Genomic DNA, 14,932 nt, shown 5'->3' with positions numbered 1-14,932 from the left:
ATAGGCACCTGCCATCAAAGACGCGGTGAGAAGGCGCACACCGCGTGAGGGTCCGTCGAGCGAAGTCGCCGGACGGCCGACGAACGGCTGCTTCGGGGAAGCGACGGGGGTGGTCCGGGCGGTTGGCATGGGTCGAGATCCGCCGGGTCGCTCGACGACCCAACGGTGACGACCGAGTTCCTCGCGGCTCTCGAGTCCTTTGCGCGATGCGGGGCATGTCGGGCCAAGCCCCTGCTCGACGTCGGTCGCCAACGCGTCCTGCAGGCGCGCCGCTGGCTGCCCGGGCGCGACCTCGTGCTGGTCGGCGACGGCGGCGTCTCGGCCCTGGGGTTCCGATGCCGCGAAATCAGCTCCGAGACGGCGACGCTCCTGAGACTCATCCCGGGAGGGCGGTTGCCTGGGGATCGTTCGTCAGGAGGATCGGCTCGCCGTGCGGTGTCGCGGCGGCGGCGCGGGCGAAGGCCGCCCTGCGCTCGGCGAGGAGCTCGGGCGTCACGACCGCACGCGCCGAGAGCAGGCCTTCGAGGGTCGCAAGCCAGGCGGCGTAGTCCGCCGCCCGGCCGGTCTGCCGCGTATGCGCCCCGAGGGCCTGCGCCCATTCGCTCCAACCGAACAGGCCGCGATCGTGGAGGGACACCACAAGGGCGAAGGCCTGAGCCTCCCAGGGCTCGGCGAAGACCGTGTCGGCCGCGCTGCCGAAGGGGATCGGATCCTCACTCATCGGACCGACGCCGGATCGATGGATTCCAGGTAGCTCTCGAACGCGTTCACCGAAACCGCGTGGCCCGGCTCCGCCCGCTCGCCCCAGAGGTCGTGGCCGGAAAACCTGACGGTGTAGAGCCATTGCGGGGCCTCGCCGGCGAGGTGCGCGTTGGTGTCCGGAAACACGAAGCCGCCATGCACCGTCTCCACCGTGCCGACATGCCCACGCACGTAGCGCGGCAGGCGCGTATGTCCGCTCGGGTTGATGTTCCGGGCACGGACGCGGTCCCCCGCGGAGAAGCGCGCAGGGTCGGGAACAGGTCGGTCGCTCGGGAAGCCGCGCGCGAAGAGCGGCGCCACCTCCGTGCCCCTCAGTACGCGTTTCACCGGAGCCGCGGGTGTCGAGACGATGCCGGAGGACAGTTCCTCGGGTGTGGCGAGGCCGTGGCCCTGGACCTGGCGTTCCAGGGCCTTGAGCCAGATCGCGTAGTAGCTGGAGGTGAGATACTCGCCCGGCGGCAGCGCCTCGCGGGCGGACCGGCTCGCATCGAGGTTCCAGGCGCCGGAATAGCCCATCGCCATCGCGAGGCCGAAGACGCGCTTCTCCCAGGCCGCATGGAAGCGCGGCTCGTCCGCCTCCGGGGCGACGGGGCCGAAGCCGTGCATGCCGCCAAGATCCTGGCCGCCGTTCATGCGCTTGGCCCCGGTGCGCGCGGCAGGCCGGTGCCGATCATCGAATCCCGCGTGACGAGGGTGGCGAGCGCCGCCTCGTCGAGGCCCTCCGTCCCGGCCGGGCACATCGGCAGCACCATGTAGCGAAGCTCGGCGGTGGAGTCCCAGACCCGGATGCGTTGCGTGGGCGGCAGCGTCACGCCGAACTCGGCCAGCACCGCGCGGGGCTCGATCACCGCGCGGGAGCGATAGGGCGGCGACTTGTACCAGACCGGCGGCAGGCCGAGCACCGGCCAGGGGTAGCAGGAGCATAGGGTGCAGACGACGAGGTTGTGTTCGTCAGGCGTGTTGGCGACGACGACCATGTGCTCGCCGCCCCGGCCGCCGACCCCGAGTTCGCGCATCGCCGGGGTGGCGTCGCCGAGCAGGCGGGTGCGGAAGGCGGGATCGACCCAGGCGCGGGCCACGACGCGGGCACCGTTATGCGGACCGATCCTGGTCTCGTAGGTCTCGATCAGCGCATCGAGGGCGGCGGGATCGACGTAGCCCTTCTCCACGAGGACGGATTCGAGGGCGCGGACGCGCAGCTCCATCGGTGAGAGCTCGCTCCCGCCTTGCGTCTCATGATGATGGTGGTCGTGGTCGTGGTCGTGCGCCATACTCAATCTCCAGACTGCACAAGAGCAGATGGATCGTCGAGGGCCATTCGCGCCGTCGACGATGCACGGCCATCCGCCGGGCCTTCCATGTTCGGCGAAGGGCGAGAGTCGCGGGTCATGCGGTCAGCCCCATGAAGGCGCGCATCGGCGCCGGGTCGCTGCGAAGCTCCGCCGCCGACCCTTCGTAGACGACGTGTCCGTTGTTGAAGCCGTACACCCGCTGGGCGAAGCCGAGCACCGCGGCCACGTTCTGCTCGACGACGACGATGGTCCGGCCTTCCTCCGCGAGGCGGCGCGTGAGCGCGATCAGATCCTGCACGATCAGCGGTGCCAGACCCTCGAACGGTTCGTCGAGGAGGAGGATCCGGGGATCGCGGATGAGGGCGCGAGCGATCGACAGCATCTGCTGCTCTCCGCCCGACAGGGTTCGGCCCCGCGACGCCCGGCGCTCCTTCAGGCGCGGGAAGACTTCCCAGATCCGGTCGAGGGACCAGCCCTTCGGCGCAGTGAGGCGGGCGACGCGCAGATTCTCCTCCACCGTGAGGGTCCCGAAGATGGCGCGCTCCTCCGGGACCAGCTGCATGCCGACGCGGGCGATCTTCTCGGGTGGCAACCCTTGGATCGGTTTACCGTCGAGGCGGATCGTGCCGCTGCGCGGGGCGAGCGCGCCCATAAGGGTCCGCAGCGTCGTGGTCTTGCCGGCACCGTTGCGGCCGAGCAGGGCCACGACCTCGTTCTCCTCGACGCGCAGGGAAACGTCGAAGAGGACGTGCGAATCCCCGTAGAGAGTGTTGATGGCCTCGACCTCAAGCAGGCTCATGCATGGCTCCCCGCGTCGCGCTTCCCTCGTCGACGGCCTCGTCCGGCGCCGCCCCCAGATAGGCCTTCTGGACCGCCGGGTCGCGGCGCACGATGTCGGCGGGACCGTCCGCAAGAAGGCGCCCCTCGCTCAGCACGGTGATGCGCTCGGCCAGATCGAACACGGCATCGAGGTCGTGCTCGACGAGGAGGATCGTGCAGGAGCGGCCGATCCTGCGGATGAGCGCGCAGGTGGCGACGCGCTCCGCCGGGCTCATCCCGGCCAGGGGCTCGTCGAGGAGGAGGACGTTGGGGCTGGTGGCCAGGGCCATGCCGATCTCGAGGCGGCGCTTCTCGCCGTAGGCCAGGACGCCCACACGCGTCTCCGCCCGCATCCCGAGGTCGAGGATGTCCAGCAGGGTCTCGACCTGCGCCTCCACGTCCGCTCGGGCCCCCGCCGGGGCGAGGAGGTCGAGGCGGAAGCGTCCGCGCGCCCGGGCGAGGGCCGCCACCCGCAGGTTCTCCCGGACGGTGAGGTTGAGGAAGAGCTGGTTGAGCTGGTTGCTCTTGACGACGCCGCGCTGCGTCGCCTCCGTCACCCCCGCCCCCGTGAGCCGCTCGCCGAACAGCAGCACCGATCCGGCGCTCGGGCTGACCTCGTCGGAGAGCATCTTGAACAGCGTGCTCTTGCCGGCGCCGTTCGGCCCGATCACCGCGTGGATCGAACGGCGGCGGACCTGGAAGCTCACGCCGTCCACGGCCTTGAGCCCCCCGTAATGCCGCGCGAGGCCTTGCGCCTCCAGGGCGATCTCCGCATGGGCCGAGCGGCCGTCGACCGCCGGGCGGGGCATCGGCAGCGCGACCTCGGCCGGGACCTCCGGTGCATGCAGGCGTCCCGCCTCGATCGCCTCGGTGCGGGCCTTCGCCGCGTGAAGGCGGGCGGCCTCGCCGCGCTGCCGCCAGCGATGCAGGATCTCGCCGCAGATGCCCCGCCGCAGGCCCATCACCAGGCCGATGAAGGCGAGCCCGAGGATCAGCTTCCAGAGGGAGCCGAAGCCGGGAATGAGCTGGAGATTGTCGCGCAGCCACAGCCAGAGCGCGGCGCCGACGAGGGGACCGACCAGCGTGCCGACGCCGCCCACGATGGTCTGCACCACGAGCTGACCCGAGGTCTCGAGCGCGAAGGCGTCGGGCGGCATGTAGCTCTGGAAGGAGCCGAGCATCGCACCGGCGAGACCCGCATAGAGGGCCGCGATGGTGAAGGCCGCGAGCTTGTAGGCCGGCACGTCGTGGCCGAGCATGGCCACCCGCGCCGTGTTCTCCTTGATGGCCTTCAGGATCAGCCCGACCGGCGAATGCACGATGCGCCGGGCCAGCACGAAGCCGAGGAAGAAGGTCGCCGCCAGCAGCGCGTACATCGGCACGCCGGCGGTGATCCGCACGGCCCACGCTCCGAAGCCGATCACCGGCACCGGAACCCCCGCGATGCCGTTCTCGCCGCCCGTGAAGTCGGACAGGGGCGAGTTCTGGATGAAGTAGGCCATCTGGCCGAAGGCCAGGGTGATCATGGCGAAGTAGATGCCGATGCGTCGCACGGCGAGCCAGCCGACCGCGAGGCCGAACAGGCCGGCGGCCAGCGTGCCGATCAGGAAGGCGAGCCAGACGCTGTGGACCAGCCCCGAGACCAGCAGGTAGGCGGCCACGAACCCGCCGGCCCCGTAGAAAGCCGCCTGTCCGAAGGAGAGCAGGCCGGCGAGCCCGAACAGGATGTCGAGGCCGAGGCCGAACAGGGCCCAGTTGAGCGCCCGCGACAGCAGGTCGTGCGAGAAGCCGAGCGGCGGCAGCAGAACGGGCGCGGCCAGGAGGACGACGAGGAGGGCGAGCTCGGGCAGGACCGCGCGAACGGAATCGCGGTTCATCAGACCCGTCCCTCCGTACCGAACAGCCCCTGCGGCCGCGCCACGAGGACGAGGGCCATGAGGCCGTAGAGCATCACCTCCGAGTAGGCGGAATTGAACGCGCTCGTCAGGCTGATGATCTCGCCCGCGATCAGGCCGCCCACGATGGCGCCGGGGAAGGAGCCGAGGCCGCCGAGCACGATGACGACGAAGGACTGCACCATGAAGCTCGCGCCCATGTCGGGTGTCACCGCCACCACGGGGGCGTAGAGCATGCCGGCGAGGCCGACCGCGACGATGCCCACCGCGAAGACGAACAGGAAGGTGCGCCGGACGTCGATGCCGAGGATGCCGACCATGCCGGCATTCTCGATGCCGGCCCGCACCACGAGGCCCACCGAGGTCCGGTAGAGCACAAGGTAGAGACCGACCAGCAGCCCCGCGATGATGCCGATGAGCTGGAGGCGGTAGGTCGGGTAGACCAGGAAGCCGAGCTTCGTCGCGCCCGTGCCCCAGGAGGGCACCGGCACCCGCTGGCTGTTGCCCCCGAACCAGCTCCGCAGGCCCTCAACCAGCACCATGCCGATCCCGTAGGTGACGAGGATCTGGTCCTCGTCCGGCCGGGCGTAGAAGTGGCGGATGATCAGCCGTTCCATGGCAAAGCCGATGATGAGCATGATCGCGCAGCCCCCGAGCAGGGCGAGCACGAAGGAGTGCGTCGCCTGCATCATCACGAAGGCGGTGTAGGCGCCCACCGCGAACAGCGCGCCGTGGGCGAAGTTGAGCACGCCGAGGGTGCCCAGGATGATGGTGAGGCCGCTGGAGACCAGGGCCAGGAGGCTGCCGAGGGCGAGGCCGTTGAAGGCCTGAGAGAGGAGGACGGCGGTGCTGGGCATCGCGGCGCGCCTCAGCTGTAGGGGCCGAGCTTGCACCCGAACAGGTCGGGCGGGTTCATCACGGTCTCGCCGTCGACGAGATCGACGACCTCGTAGAAGTCCTCAGGGCCCTTCATGGCCGAGGGCGCCTTGCCGCGCAGGATCGGGATCGGCCGGACCATCTGGTGATCCTCGGCGCGGTAATAGACGCGGCCGATGGTGGTCTCGTAGGGCTGGGCCTTCGATCCCTCCATCACCTTGATGATGTCGACCGGATTGAAGCTTGCCGCCCGCTCCACCGAGAGCGCCCAGAGATAGGTCTGCATGTAGGCGATGTGGGCGCCCCAGCGCGGGCGGTACTTGTTCCTGGCCAGGAAGGCCTCGACGAAGGTCTTCGCGAGGGGGAAGCGGTCCTCCAGGGTCCACCAGAAGTCGCAGGAGCCGTAGACGCCCTGCATCAGTTCGGGCCCGACCTCCTTGTCCTGGAACGAGGACAGGTTGGGCACCACGAGCTTCATGCTGGAGAGGACGCCGAACTGCTCGGCCTGCTTCGTCGAGGCCACCGCGTCCGATCCGAAGCAGATGTTGACGAAGACGTCGGCGCCGCTGTTGGCGATGTTGAGCAGCGCCGAGCTGTAATCGGCCGTGCCCAGGGGCACCGTCTCCTTCAGGACCTGCGTCCACCCCTGCTCCTTCGAGAACTTGGCGAAGGACTCGTAGACCGTCTGGCCGTAGGTGTAGTCGGGGACCAGGAAGGCGGCCTTGAGTTTCTTGCCCAGCGCCTTGGCGACGACGGGGGCCAGCGCCTTGGCGGCCATGTAGGCGTTCTGCTGGGAGCGGAAGCCGTAGCGCTGGCAGTTCTTGCCGGTGACGTCGTTCGAGCCGGCGATGCCGACCATGTAGAGGACCTTGTCGCGGCTCGCGAGTTCCTCGAGGGCGATGGCCTCGGCGCTGCTGACGGAGCCCTGGAACAGGATCGCCTTGTCGCGCTGGATGAACTGGGTGGCGGCCTGGACCGCGACGTTGGGCTTGCCCTCCGTGTCGGCGATCTTGTGGCGGATCTGGCGTCCGAGTACGCCCTTGCCCTTGAGGCCCCAGGCGGCGGGGATCTCGCCGCCCGCGTTGATCTGCGCGATGGCAAGTTCGTAGCCGAGCTTCAGGTCGCTGCCATCACCGGAGAAGACCCCGGTCAGCGGCATGTTGAGACCGATGAAGACGGAGTCCGCCCCGACCCCCTCCGGAAAGGTCCCGATCTGGGCTGGGCTCTGCGCGAAGGCCCCGCGCAAGTCCGGCAGCATCAGGCCGGCCGCGCCTCCGAGGATAAGCTTGCGACGATCGAGCATGAGGGGTCTCTCCGGTGGGACTTCGAGCGCGTGGGTCTCTGTCGGAATCAAGGGCGCGGGGAACGTGACACGGTGCGAGCAAGTCACGCGCCGGTCGCGACCGGCGGCAGCGGTTCGGGGACCGGCATCGGGCCGTCGCGGAACTGGGCGGGCACGAGCCGCTGCCGGTTCACCCTGAGGTCGAAGACGTCGAAGCGGTTGTAGTAGCCGACCACGTCGTGGAACTGCTTGGGCTCGACGCAGGCGTTGAGGTCGATCTCCGCGTAGAGGATACCCTCGTCATGGAGGGCCTCGCCGATCTGCGCCCCTGTGGGATCGACGAAGAACGAGGCGGCGCGCGGCGTTCCGTCGAGCACGTCGGCGGCGCCCGGATCGCGCGCCGCCAGGAGGCCGTAGGCGGCTTTGTCCAGGACCCCGGCCGTGACGAGGCCGAAGGCCTTGGCCTCGAAGCAGTGGGCGCTGGCGCGCAGGCGGTTCGCGGCGAGGTTGTCGTAGTTGCCGCCGCCCTTCGGCCGGCGCGTCGGCCAGACCGGAGGCCAGGAGGAGATGTGGAACTGCTCGCCCTGCGCCATCAGGGCGTAGCGCGCGAGGGGGTTGGTGTTCTCGCCGCAGATGAGCTGACCGATGCGGCCGATGCCCGTCTCCACCACCTTCAGCCCGGCCCCGTCGCCCGAGGCCCAGATGAGCTTCTCGTAGTAGGTTGGCATCAGCTTGCGGTGATGATTGAGGACCGTGCCGTCCTCACCGATGAGCAGATTGGCGTTCCAGAGGCAGCCCACGCTGGCGGGCGAACGCTCGCTGATACCGATGGACACGACCATGCCCGCGGCGCGCGCCGCCTGCCGGATGCGTGCGACCTCCGGCCCGTCCGCGAGCACCGACTGCTCCGCCATGCGGGCGAAGAGATCGTGGTTGTCGATGGGGGCCGAGAGTGCTGCCCAGACCGGGAAGGCCGGGATGAAGGTCTCGGGAAAGGCGATCAGCGCGGCGCCGGCCCGGGAGGCCTCCTCGATCAGGGCGACCGCCTTGGCGGTGGTCGCTGCCGCATCGAGGAAGACGGGTGCCGCGTGGACGGCGGCGGCCTTGAACCGTGGGAGCATGGAATTCCCCTTTCCACGGCAAGGTTACGGTGCGCGCGGGGCCTGCAAAGCCGGCAGATCTGCAAGGCGCCTTGCAGGATGTCCTGGGAAGCCGGTTTCCGGATGGGCGTCGGGGGAACTCTGGCGCGCATCTTGCGCGACCTCAGCCTATGCAGACCTTCGATCTCCTCGACTGGAACGACATCAAGGTCTTCCTCGGAGCAGCGCGGGGCGGAAGTCTCGCAGCCGCAGCGAAGCGCCTGAAGGTGGATCAGTCCACCGTGAGCCGGAGGCTCGCCAACCTGGAGAGTGTCCTCGGCCTTGCGCTGTTCGAGCGCCTGCCGTCGGGCCTACGCCTCAGCGACGTGGGGCAGCGCCTGCTGCGGCATGCCGAGCAGGTCGAGAGCGCGGTCATCTCCCTCCAGCACGAGGATCACCCCGGCGACGGTCGCATCGGAGGGCGGGTGCGGCTCGCCACGATGGAGGGCATCGCCTCCCTGTACCTCGCCGAGCGCCTCTGGGGCCTGCGGGAGCGCCATCCGGATCTGATGGTCGACCTCGTGACCTCGGCCCAGACCGTCTACGTCAACCGCCGCGAGGCCGACCTCTTCCTCAGCTTCTTCGAGCCGCCCGGAAAAGGGTTGATCTCGGAGCGGATCGGCGCATTCCGGCTCGGACTCTATGCGGCGCCGAGCTATCTCGCCCGGCATGGATGCCCGGTCGATCGACGGGCCTTGGCGCAGCATCACTTCGTTTCGTACGTCGACGATCTCGTTCAGATCGATTGCGTCCGTTGGTTGGACGACCTCATCGAAGAGCCTCACACGGTGTTTCGCTCCAACAGCATGATCGCCCAGAAGAGCGCCGCCCTCGGCGGCCTCGGACTGGTTCTCCTGCCGAGTTTCGCGGTGACGGCCCGCGATGATCTCGTCCCGGTCCTGCACGACATCGCCTTCACCACGCGGGAACTCTGGCTCAACGTCCACGCGGACCTGCAATTCGCTCCCCGGGTCCGAGCTGTCATGGTTTTCCTGAAGGGGACCTTCCTATCGGATGCCCAGTTTCAGCTGTCCGCGCCCAAGGCCGTCCCACAGGCACCCCGCTGTGCCAACCCTTCGCCGCCGGCGCACGTATCGAGTTTGATGACGTAATCGGACGGCCTTCGGGAAAGGCGAAGGGGTCCGCTCGCCGCATGCCGAGCCGTGGAAGCCACGGGCGTCATGAGTCACGGTGTTCTCCCCGATGATCCCGCTCCTTATCCAGTCTCCTGAAAAGCGCGCGAGCGGAGGTCCGCGAGCGCAACGGCGCCGGATGCACCGACCCGCCCACCCTTCGTATTCATGATTCATGATTTTCTTTGGCCCGAGGTTTGCTGGAGCCGCCCCACACACACGGAGGGGTCATGACGGTTCCTGAGGTCCAACTCAGCCTGGACGGCATCCGCAAATCCTTCCCCGGCAAGGGCGGTCCGGTCCCGGTCCTCGACGGGCTCAGCTTCGATATCTACGAGCGCGACTTCGTCAGCATCATCGGCCCCAGCGGCTGCGGCAAGACGACGGTGTTCAACGTCATCGCCGGACTTCTCGAACCCGACAGCGGAACGATGACGTTTCGCGGCGAGGTGGTGCCCGGGCTCCAGGGCCGGGTCGGCTACATGATGCAGAAGGACCTGCTGTTTCCCTGGCGGACGGTCCTCCAGAACGTGATGCTCGGCCTGGAGATGAAGGGCGTCGACCGCGCCCAGGCCCTCGACACGGCCCGCGAATATCTCTCGACCTTCGGTCTGTCGGGCTTCGAGAACGCCTACCCCAAGATGCTGTCCGGGGGCATGCGGCAGCGGACGGCGCTGATCCGGACCCTGATCATGGATCCCGACATCCTGCTCCTGGACGAACCCTTCTCGGCCCTCGACTACCAGACGCGGCTCTACCTCGAAGGCGTGCTCCTCGACGCGGTGGAGACCTTCCACAAGACCGTGGTGCTCGTGACGCACGACATCGACGAGGCCGTCGCCCTCTCCAAGCGCGTGGTCGTTCTCGGCAATCGCCCCACCAAGGTGAAGTCCGTCCACGAGATCGGGCTCGATGCCCGTTCGCCCATCGGCGCGCGCAGCGATCCGCGCTTCTCCGACTACTTCCAGACCCTGTGCGGCGAGCTCGAGATCCAGACCCGCCAGAGGGCCGCCTGATGGCATCGCAAGCCTTGAAGACCTCGCAAACCGTGAAGACGTCCCGGACCCTCGCGGCATCCTCCCCGGCCTCGGCCCGGCCCATCCGGAAACCCGTTGCCCGGCCGCGCGCAAAACCGGGCGCCGTCGCGCGGGCGGCCGACACGACGCTCGGGCGCGGCATCATCCAGCTGCTGGCGGTGGGGGTGTTCTTCCTGGCCTGGGAGACGGCGGTCCGGGCCGGCTGGCTCACGGAATTCCTGGTCGGCGCCCCGTCGGGCATCTGGCGCGTCTTCCTCGCCTCAATGCGGGACGGATCGCTGCCGGTCGACACCTGGTACACCGTGATCGAAGCGATCATCGGGTTCCTGATCGGCACCCTCCTGGGGTCGCTGGCCGGCCTCGGCCTCTGGTACTCGGCCTTCGTGGCGCGGCTCGTCGAGCCCTTCATCGTGGCCATCAATTCGGTGCCGAAGATCGCGCTGGCCCCCATCATCATCCTGTGGTTCGGAACCGGCTTCGTCTCGAAGGTGGCGCTCGCGGTCTCGCTCACCGCCCTGGTCGCCCTCATCGCCGCCTACCAAGCGGCGCGCGATGCCGACCCCGACCTGCAGGCCCTGCTGGCCTCGATGGGCGCCTCTAAGAACCGCATCTTCAAGAGCGTGATCGTGCCCTCGACCCTGCCGGCCATCATCGGGATGTTCCGCATCAACATCGGGTTCGCCCTCGTGGGCGCGGTGGTCGGCGAATTCATCTCGTCGCAGCGCGGCCTCGGGCACCTGATCTACTCGGCCTCGAGCCTCTACGACCTGAATACCGTCTGGGTCGGGCTGTTCGTGCTGATGTTCGTGGGCTTCCTCCTCTACCACGTCATCGATTTCGCCGAGCGTCGCATCCTGCCCTGGCGACAGATCACCACCGCAGGCCAGGTCCAGGTCTGATTCCTGTCCCGCCTCCGATCCCCCCGCCCCTCGCGCGCGCATCGATCCGCCGAGGTCGGCGCGGGGGCGCGTGCTTCCCGAACGTTCCTCGAAGAAAGGCCCCACGGATGATCCGTTCCAAGCGTCTGCGTCTCTCGACCGCCCTGGCGGCGACCCTGGGGCTCGCCGGCCTCGCGGCGCTGCCGGCCCGCGCGGCCGACAAGGTCACGATCTCGCAGGCCTTCCAGTCGATGCTCTACCTGCCGTTCTACGTCGCCATGGATGGCGGCTTCTTCGCGGGCGAGGGCGTCGAGGTGACCAAGGAGACGGCGGGCGCCCCGGCGGTCGCGCTCTCGGCCGTGATCTCGAAGAGCGCGCAGTACTCGATCCACGGCCCCGAATGGACCGCCATCGCCGCCTCGAAGGGGGCGCCCGTCAACGTCGTGGCGAACGTGGTCAACGGGGCCGCGGTCTGGATCGCAGCCACCCCCGACGTGACCTTCAACGACGTGAAGGACCTCAAGGGTCAGAAGATCGTCACCGGGCTGATGCCGACCACGAGCACGTCGCTGTTCCTGAAGCTCCTGAAGGAGAACGGCCTCAAGCCCGACGACGTGGAGATGACCCAGGTCCAGCTCGGCTCCGAGCCGGGCCCCCTCCTCGCCGGCCAGGCCAAGATCGCCGTGATGTACGAGCCCGGCCTCGACCAGGTGGTGGCCAAGGGCATGAAGGTCGTGCTGAGCTTTCCCGAGCGCTACGGCCCCTACGCCTTCTCGGCCGTGAGCGCCCGCAAGGACGTCGATCCGGCCGTGACCCAGAAGGTCGTCACCGGATTGCAGAACGCGATCCGCTTCATGCACGCGGAGCCCGAGAAGACCGTCGCCATCGCCAAGAAGCAGTTCCCCAATCTCGACCCCGCCGTCGTCGAGGCCGCGGTCAAGCGCATGATGCGCGAGAAGGTCTATCCGGACAGCGTCAACATCACGGCCGACGCCCTGAAGACCGGCATGGAGACGCAGGTGGCGCTGGGCAACCTCTCGGCCCTGCCCGACTACGCCACCTTCGTGCGCCGCGACTTCATCGAGAAGAGCCTCGCGGCGAACTGAGACCCCGAACGTCCGTGAGCCGCGCCGCACGGGCGCGGCTTTCGCACGCGCAAGACAACGGACCCTCCGATGCCCAATCCCCTCGGTCTCGTCGACGCCCTGCGGGCGTTTCGCGATGGACGCGTGTCGCCCGGCGCCTACCTCGCGGCCTGCCACGAAGCGGCCCGCGCGCGGGCGGATCTCGCCGCGTTCACGGTTCTGGCGACGGAACTCGCACCGGGGGACGGCCCCTGGGCCGGCATCCCCGTGGGGGTGAAGGACATCATCGCCACCGCCGACATGCCGACCACGAACGGCTCGCCCGTCTATGCCGACCACGTGCCCGCCGCCGATGCCTGGATCGTCACCCGCCTGAAGGCCCTCGGCGCCTCGGTCCTCGGCAAGACGGTCTCCACCGAATTCGCCTGGCGCCATCCGGGGCCGACGCACAATCCCTGGAAGCGCGGGCACACGCCGGGCGGCTCCTCCAGCGGCTCGGCCGCCGCCGTGGCGGCCGGGATCGTCCCCCTGGCGCTCGGCACCCAGACCTTCGGATCGGTGATCCGGCCGGCCGCCTATTGCGGGGTCGTCGGATTCAAGCCGAGCTACGGCGCGATTCCCCGGGTCGGCGTGCATCCGCTCGCCCCGTCCCTCGACCACGTGGGACTCTTCACCCGCTCGGTGACGGACGCCGCCTTCGCCCTGTCGCGCCTGATCGGCCGGGACGACGCGGACCGGCACGGCCGCCCGCTGCCGGGCTTTTCCATCGACCTCGATGCGGCATTCGCTCCGTGCGAGGCGCCCCGCCTGGCACTGGTTCGGACCGCGATCTGGGACAGGGCCGAACCGGAGCAGCGTGCGCTGCTCGAATCCTCGGCGGCGGCCTTCCGGACGGCCGGCGCCCACGTATCCGACCTCGTGCTGCCGGCCGCCCTCGAAGGGCTGTGGGATTGCGCGCGCACCCTCCTCGCCGTCGAGGCCAGCGCCTGCTTCGGGGCGCTCGTGGCGCGTTTCCCCGACCGGACGAGCCAGCCGCTCAAGGATCTCGTCGCGGAAGGCGCGCAGGTGCCGGCCGTCGCCTACGTGGACGCCCTGCGGCGGCAGGTCGCTTGGCGGGCAGACCTCGACACCGTGCTGGCGGGCTACGACGCTATCCTGACCCTGCCCGCCTCCGGCCCTGCGCCGGAAGGCCTCGCTTCGACCGGCGACCCGGCCTTCTGCGTGCCCTGGACCTGCCTCGGCGTCCCGGCCGTCGCGCTTCCGGCCGGGACGAGCCGCGGGCTACCGCTCGGGCTCCAGCTCGTCGGCCCCTACCGCAACGATCTCGCGCTGCTGCGCACGGCGCGCTGGTGCGAGACGGTCCTGGCCCGACCCGTCACGGTCCCCGCCCCCTGAGAACCCGCGCATCGCGCGCAACGGAACGCTGCCCCATGCTGTCCCTCCTGTCGCTGCGCACGCAGATCGATGCCGGCACCCTGACGCCGTATGAGGCCATCGCCCTCTCGCAGGCCGCGATCGCCGAGCGCGAGCCAGAAGTCCGGGCCCTGGTCTGCTGCAATCCCGACCCGGTCGTACCGGAGCACGGTCCGCTCGCTGGCATCGCCGTGGGCGTGAAGGACATCCTCGACACCGCCGACCTGCCGACGCAGATGGGCTCGCCGATCTACGCGGACTGGCGCCCGCGCGCCGATGCGGCCGCCGTGGCGCGCCTGAAGCGCCTCGGCGCCGTTCCGCTGGCCAAGACCACCACCACGGCCTTCGCCTTCCTCGACCCGACCGGCACGCGCAATCCGCGCGGTCTCGGCCATACGCCGGGCGGTTCGTCGGCGGGCTCCGCCGCCGCCATCGCGGCCGGGATGCTGCCGCTGGCCCTCGGCACCCAGACCGGTGGCTCGGTGATCCGCCCGGCCGCCTATTGCGGCGTGGTGGGGCTGAAGCCCTCCTTCGGATTGCTGCCGACGGTGGGCATGAAGTGCTTCTCCTGGACGCTCGACACCCTGGGCCTGTTCACCGCGGGCGTCGCGGATGCCGCCCACGCCCTCGCGCTGATGACGGGGCGCCCCGGCCTCGATCTTCCCGCCACCGACCCGGGCATGCCACGCATCGGTTTCGTCCTGCAGGATTTCTGCGCCCCGGCGGAGCCGGAGGCGCTGGCCGCCCTCGAACGCGTCCGCGACGCCGTCGAGGCCGCCGGCGCTCGCCCGCGCGACGTCGCCCTGCCGGCCCTCTTCGCCGAGGCCTTCGGGCTCCACGGCACGATCCAGGATTTCGAGGCCGCGCAGGCACTTGACTGGGAATACACCACGCACCGCGCGAATCTCGGCCCCCTTCTCGGCGCGCATCTCGACGCCGCGCAGGCGGTGACGCCCGCCGCCTACGACGCGTCCCTGACGGTGGCCGACCGCGCGCGGCGGCAACTACCCGACCTGTTCCTGGAGCACGACTTCGACGTGATCCTGACGCTCTCGGCACCGGGCCCGGCGCCGGAAGGCTATGCCAGCACGGGTGATTCCCGCTTCAACCGCCTCTGGACCCTGATGGGCGTTCCCTGCGTGACCGTGCCGGTGGGAAGCACCGCGTCGGGCCTGCCATTGGGCGTGCAGGTGATTGCCCGCCTCGGCGACGATGCCCGGGCCGTCATGGCTGCACGTCTCGTCGAGACGTTGATGCGTGAGGCGTATCGCTGATGCAGACGATCGCGCGGAGTTGGGAGGACGGCGTGGAGAACGAACGC

Annotated in this window: 14 protein-coding genes; 6 read left to right on the top strand and 8 right to left on the bottom strand. The window is 69.5% G+C overall.

Features of this window, described 5'->3' with window-relative positions; all coding sequences use genetic code 11:
* Positions 1-376 precede the first annotated feature (376 nt).
* From MKK49_RS20035 to MKK49_RS20000, 8 genes are all read right to left on the bottom strand, one after another.
* Positions 377-721, bottom strand: coding sequence for a nitrile hydratase accessory protein (locus MKK49_RS20035; RefSeq protein ID WP_244031545.1), 345 nt, complete (start codon positions 719-721; stop codon positions 377-379).
* Complete coding sequence (gene nthB, locus MKK49_RS20030) at positions 718-1,395, bottom strand: nitrile hydratase subunit beta (protein ID WP_244031543.1); 678 nt, start codon at positions 1,393-1,395, stop codon at positions 718-720. The genes MKK49_RS20035 and nthB overlap by 4 nt, the downstream gene beginning before the upstream one ends.
* Positions 1,392-2,033 (bottom strand): nitrile hydratase subunit alpha, encoded by a 642-nt coding sequence (nthA, locus tag MKK49_RS20025; RefSeq protein WP_244031542.1) that lies wholly within the window; start codon positions 2,031-2,033, stop codon positions 1,392-1,394. Before nthA ends, nthB begins: the two co-directional genes overlap by 4 nt.
* Before the next feature lie 115 nt (positions 2,034-2,148).
* The gene (locus tag MKK49_RS20020) at positions 2,149-2,853 is read right to left on the bottom strand and encodes an ABC transporter ATP-binding protein (RefSeq protein WP_244031541.1); all 705 of its coding nucleotides are present in this window, start codon (positions 2,851-2,853) and stop codon (positions 2,149-2,151) included.
* The gene (locus tag MKK49_RS20015; RefSeq protein WP_244031540.1) at positions 2,840-4,750 is read right to left on the bottom strand and encodes an ABC transporter permease subunit; all 1,911 of its coding nucleotides are present in this window, start codon (positions 4,748-4,750) and stop codon (positions 2,840-2,842) included. The genes MKK49_RS20020 and MKK49_RS20015 overlap by 14 nt, the downstream gene beginning before the upstream one ends.
* Complete coding sequence (locus tag MKK49_RS20010) at positions 4,750-5,625, bottom strand: branched-chain amino acid ABC transporter permease (RefSeq protein ID WP_244031539.1); 876 nt, start codon at positions 5,623-5,625, stop codon at positions 4,750-4,752. Before MKK49_RS20010 ends, MKK49_RS20015 begins: the two co-directional genes overlap by 1 nt.
* 11 nt (positions 5,626-5,636) lie before the next feature.
* The gene (locus tag MKK49_RS20005; RefSeq protein WP_244031538.1) at positions 5,637-6,947 is read right to left on the bottom strand and encodes a substrate-binding protein; all 1,311 of its coding nucleotides are present in this window, start codon (positions 6,945-6,947) and stop codon (positions 5,637-5,639) included.
* A gap of 83 nt (positions 6,948-7,030) precedes the next feature.
* Positions 7,031-8,047 (bottom strand): carbon-nitrogen hydrolase family protein, encoded by a 1,017-nt coding sequence (locus MKK49_RS20000; RefSeq protein ID WP_244031537.1) that lies wholly within the window; start codon positions 8,045-8,047, stop codon positions 7,031-7,033.
* 149 nt (positions 8,048-8,196) lie between these two features.
* Between MKK49_RS20000 and MKK49_RS19995 the strand changes: the two genes are divergently transcribed.
* From MKK49_RS19995 to MKK49_RS19970, 6 genes are all read left to right on the top strand, one after another.
* Positions 8,197-9,177: a LysR family transcriptional regulator gene (locus tag MKK49_RS19995; RefSeq protein WP_244031536.1), complete on the top strand. Its 981-nt coding sequence runs from the start codon at positions 8,197-8,199 to the stop codon at positions 9,175-9,177.
* Between the two features lie 251 nt (positions 9,178-9,428).
* The gene (locus MKK49_RS19990; RefSeq protein WP_244031534.1) at positions 9,429-10,214 is read left to right on the top strand and encodes an ABC transporter ATP-binding protein; all 786 of its coding nucleotides are present in this window, start codon (positions 9,429-9,431) and stop codon (positions 10,212-10,214) included.
* Positions 10,214-11,134 (top strand): ABC transporter permease, encoded by a 921-nt coding sequence (locus MKK49_RS19985; RefSeq protein WP_244031532.1) that lies wholly within the window; start codon positions 10,214-10,216, stop codon positions 11,132-11,134. The genes MKK49_RS19990 and MKK49_RS19985 overlap by 1 nt, the downstream gene beginning before the upstream one ends.
* Positions 11,135-11,241: 107 nt before the next feature.
* Positions 11,242-12,219 carry an ABC transporter substrate-binding protein gene (locus MKK49_RS19980; RefSeq protein WP_244031530.1) on the top strand — a complete coding sequence of 326 codons (978 nt, stop codon included), beginning with the start codon at positions 11,242-11,244 and terminating at the stop codon, positions 12,217-12,219.
* Positions 12,220-12,288: 69 nt separating this feature from the next.
* Positions 12,289-13,593 carry an amidase gene (locus MKK49_RS19975; protein WP_244031528.1) on the top strand — a complete coding sequence of 435 codons (1,305 nt, stop codon included), beginning with the start codon at positions 12,289-12,291 and terminating at the stop codon, positions 13,591-13,593.
* 35 nt (positions 13,594-13,628) lie between these two features.
* On the top strand, positions 13,629-14,885 hold the full coding sequence (locus MKK49_RS19970; RefSeq protein WP_244031526.1) for an amidase: 1,257 nt from the start codon (positions 13,629-13,631) through the stop codon (positions 14,883-14,885).
* Positions 14,886-14,932: the final 47 nt, after the last annotated feature.

It is taken from the genome of Methylobacterium sp. J-090, assembly GCF_022829345.1.
Lineage (GTDB): Bacteria > Pseudomonadota > Alphaproteobacteria > Rhizobiales > Beijerinckiaceae > Methylobacterium.
Note: the sequence above shows the minus strand (reverse complement) of the source record. Positions and strands in the feature narration are given on the sequence as shown.

Excerpts from the sequence above, each read along its gene's own strand:
- MKK49_RS19990 (WP_244031534.1), top strand. The coding sequence starts at position 9,429 with ATGACGGTTCCTGAGGTCCAACTCAGCCTGGACGGCATCCGCAAATCC.
- MKK49_RS20015 (WP_244031540.1), bottom strand. The coding sequence starts at position 4,750 with ATGAACCGCGATTCCGTTCGCGCGGTCCTGCCCGAGCTCGCCCTCCTC.
- nthB (WP_244031543.1), bottom strand. The coding sequence starts at position 1,395 with ATGAACGGCGGCCAGGATCTTGGCGGCATGCACGGCTTCGGCCCCGTC.
- MKK49_RS19970 (WP_244031526.1), top strand. The coding sequence starts at position 13,629 with ATGCTGTCCCTCCTGTCGCTGCGCACGCAGATCGATGCCGGCACCCTG.
- MKK49_RS20010 (WP_244031539.1), bottom strand. The coding sequence starts at position 5,625 with ATGCCCAGCACCGCCGTCCTCCTCTCTCAGGCCTTCAACGGCCTCGCC.
- nthA (WP_244031542.1), bottom strand. The coding sequence starts at position 2,033 with ATGGCGCACGACCACGACCACGACCACCATCATCATGAGACGCAAGGC.
- MKK49_RS19980 (WP_244031530.1), top strand. The coding sequence starts at position 11,242 with ATGATCCGTTCCAAGCGTCTGCGTCTCTCGACCGCCCTGGCGGCGACC.
- MKK49_RS19975 (WP_244031528.1), top strand. The coding sequence starts at position 12,289 with ATGCCCAATCCCCTCGGTCTCGTCGACGCCCTGCGGGCGTTTCGCGAT.
- MKK49_RS20005 (WP_244031538.1), bottom strand. The coding sequence starts at position 6,947 with ATGCTCGATCGTCGCAAGCTTATCCTCGGAGGCGCGGCCGGCCTGATG.
- MKK49_RS19985 (WP_244031532.1), top strand. The coding sequence starts at position 10,214 with ATGGCATCGCAAGCCTTGAAGACCTCGCAAACCGTGAAGACGTCCCGG.
- MKK49_RS20035 (WP_244031545.1), bottom strand. The coding sequence starts at position 721 with ATGAGTGAGGATCCGATCCCCTTCGGCAGCGCGGCCGACACGGTCTTC.
- MKK49_RS20000 (WP_244031537.1), bottom strand. The coding sequence starts at position 8,047 with ATGCTCCCACGGTTCAAGGCCGCCGCCGTCCACGCGGCACCCGTCTTC.
- MKK49_RS19995 (WP_244031536.1), top strand. The coding sequence starts at position 8,197 with ATGCAGACCTTCGATCTCCTCGACTGGAACGACATCAAGGTCTTCCTC.
- MKK49_RS20020 (WP_244031541.1), bottom strand. The coding sequence starts at position 2,853 with ATGAGCCTGCTTGAGGTCGAGGCCATCAACACTCTCTACGGGGATTCG.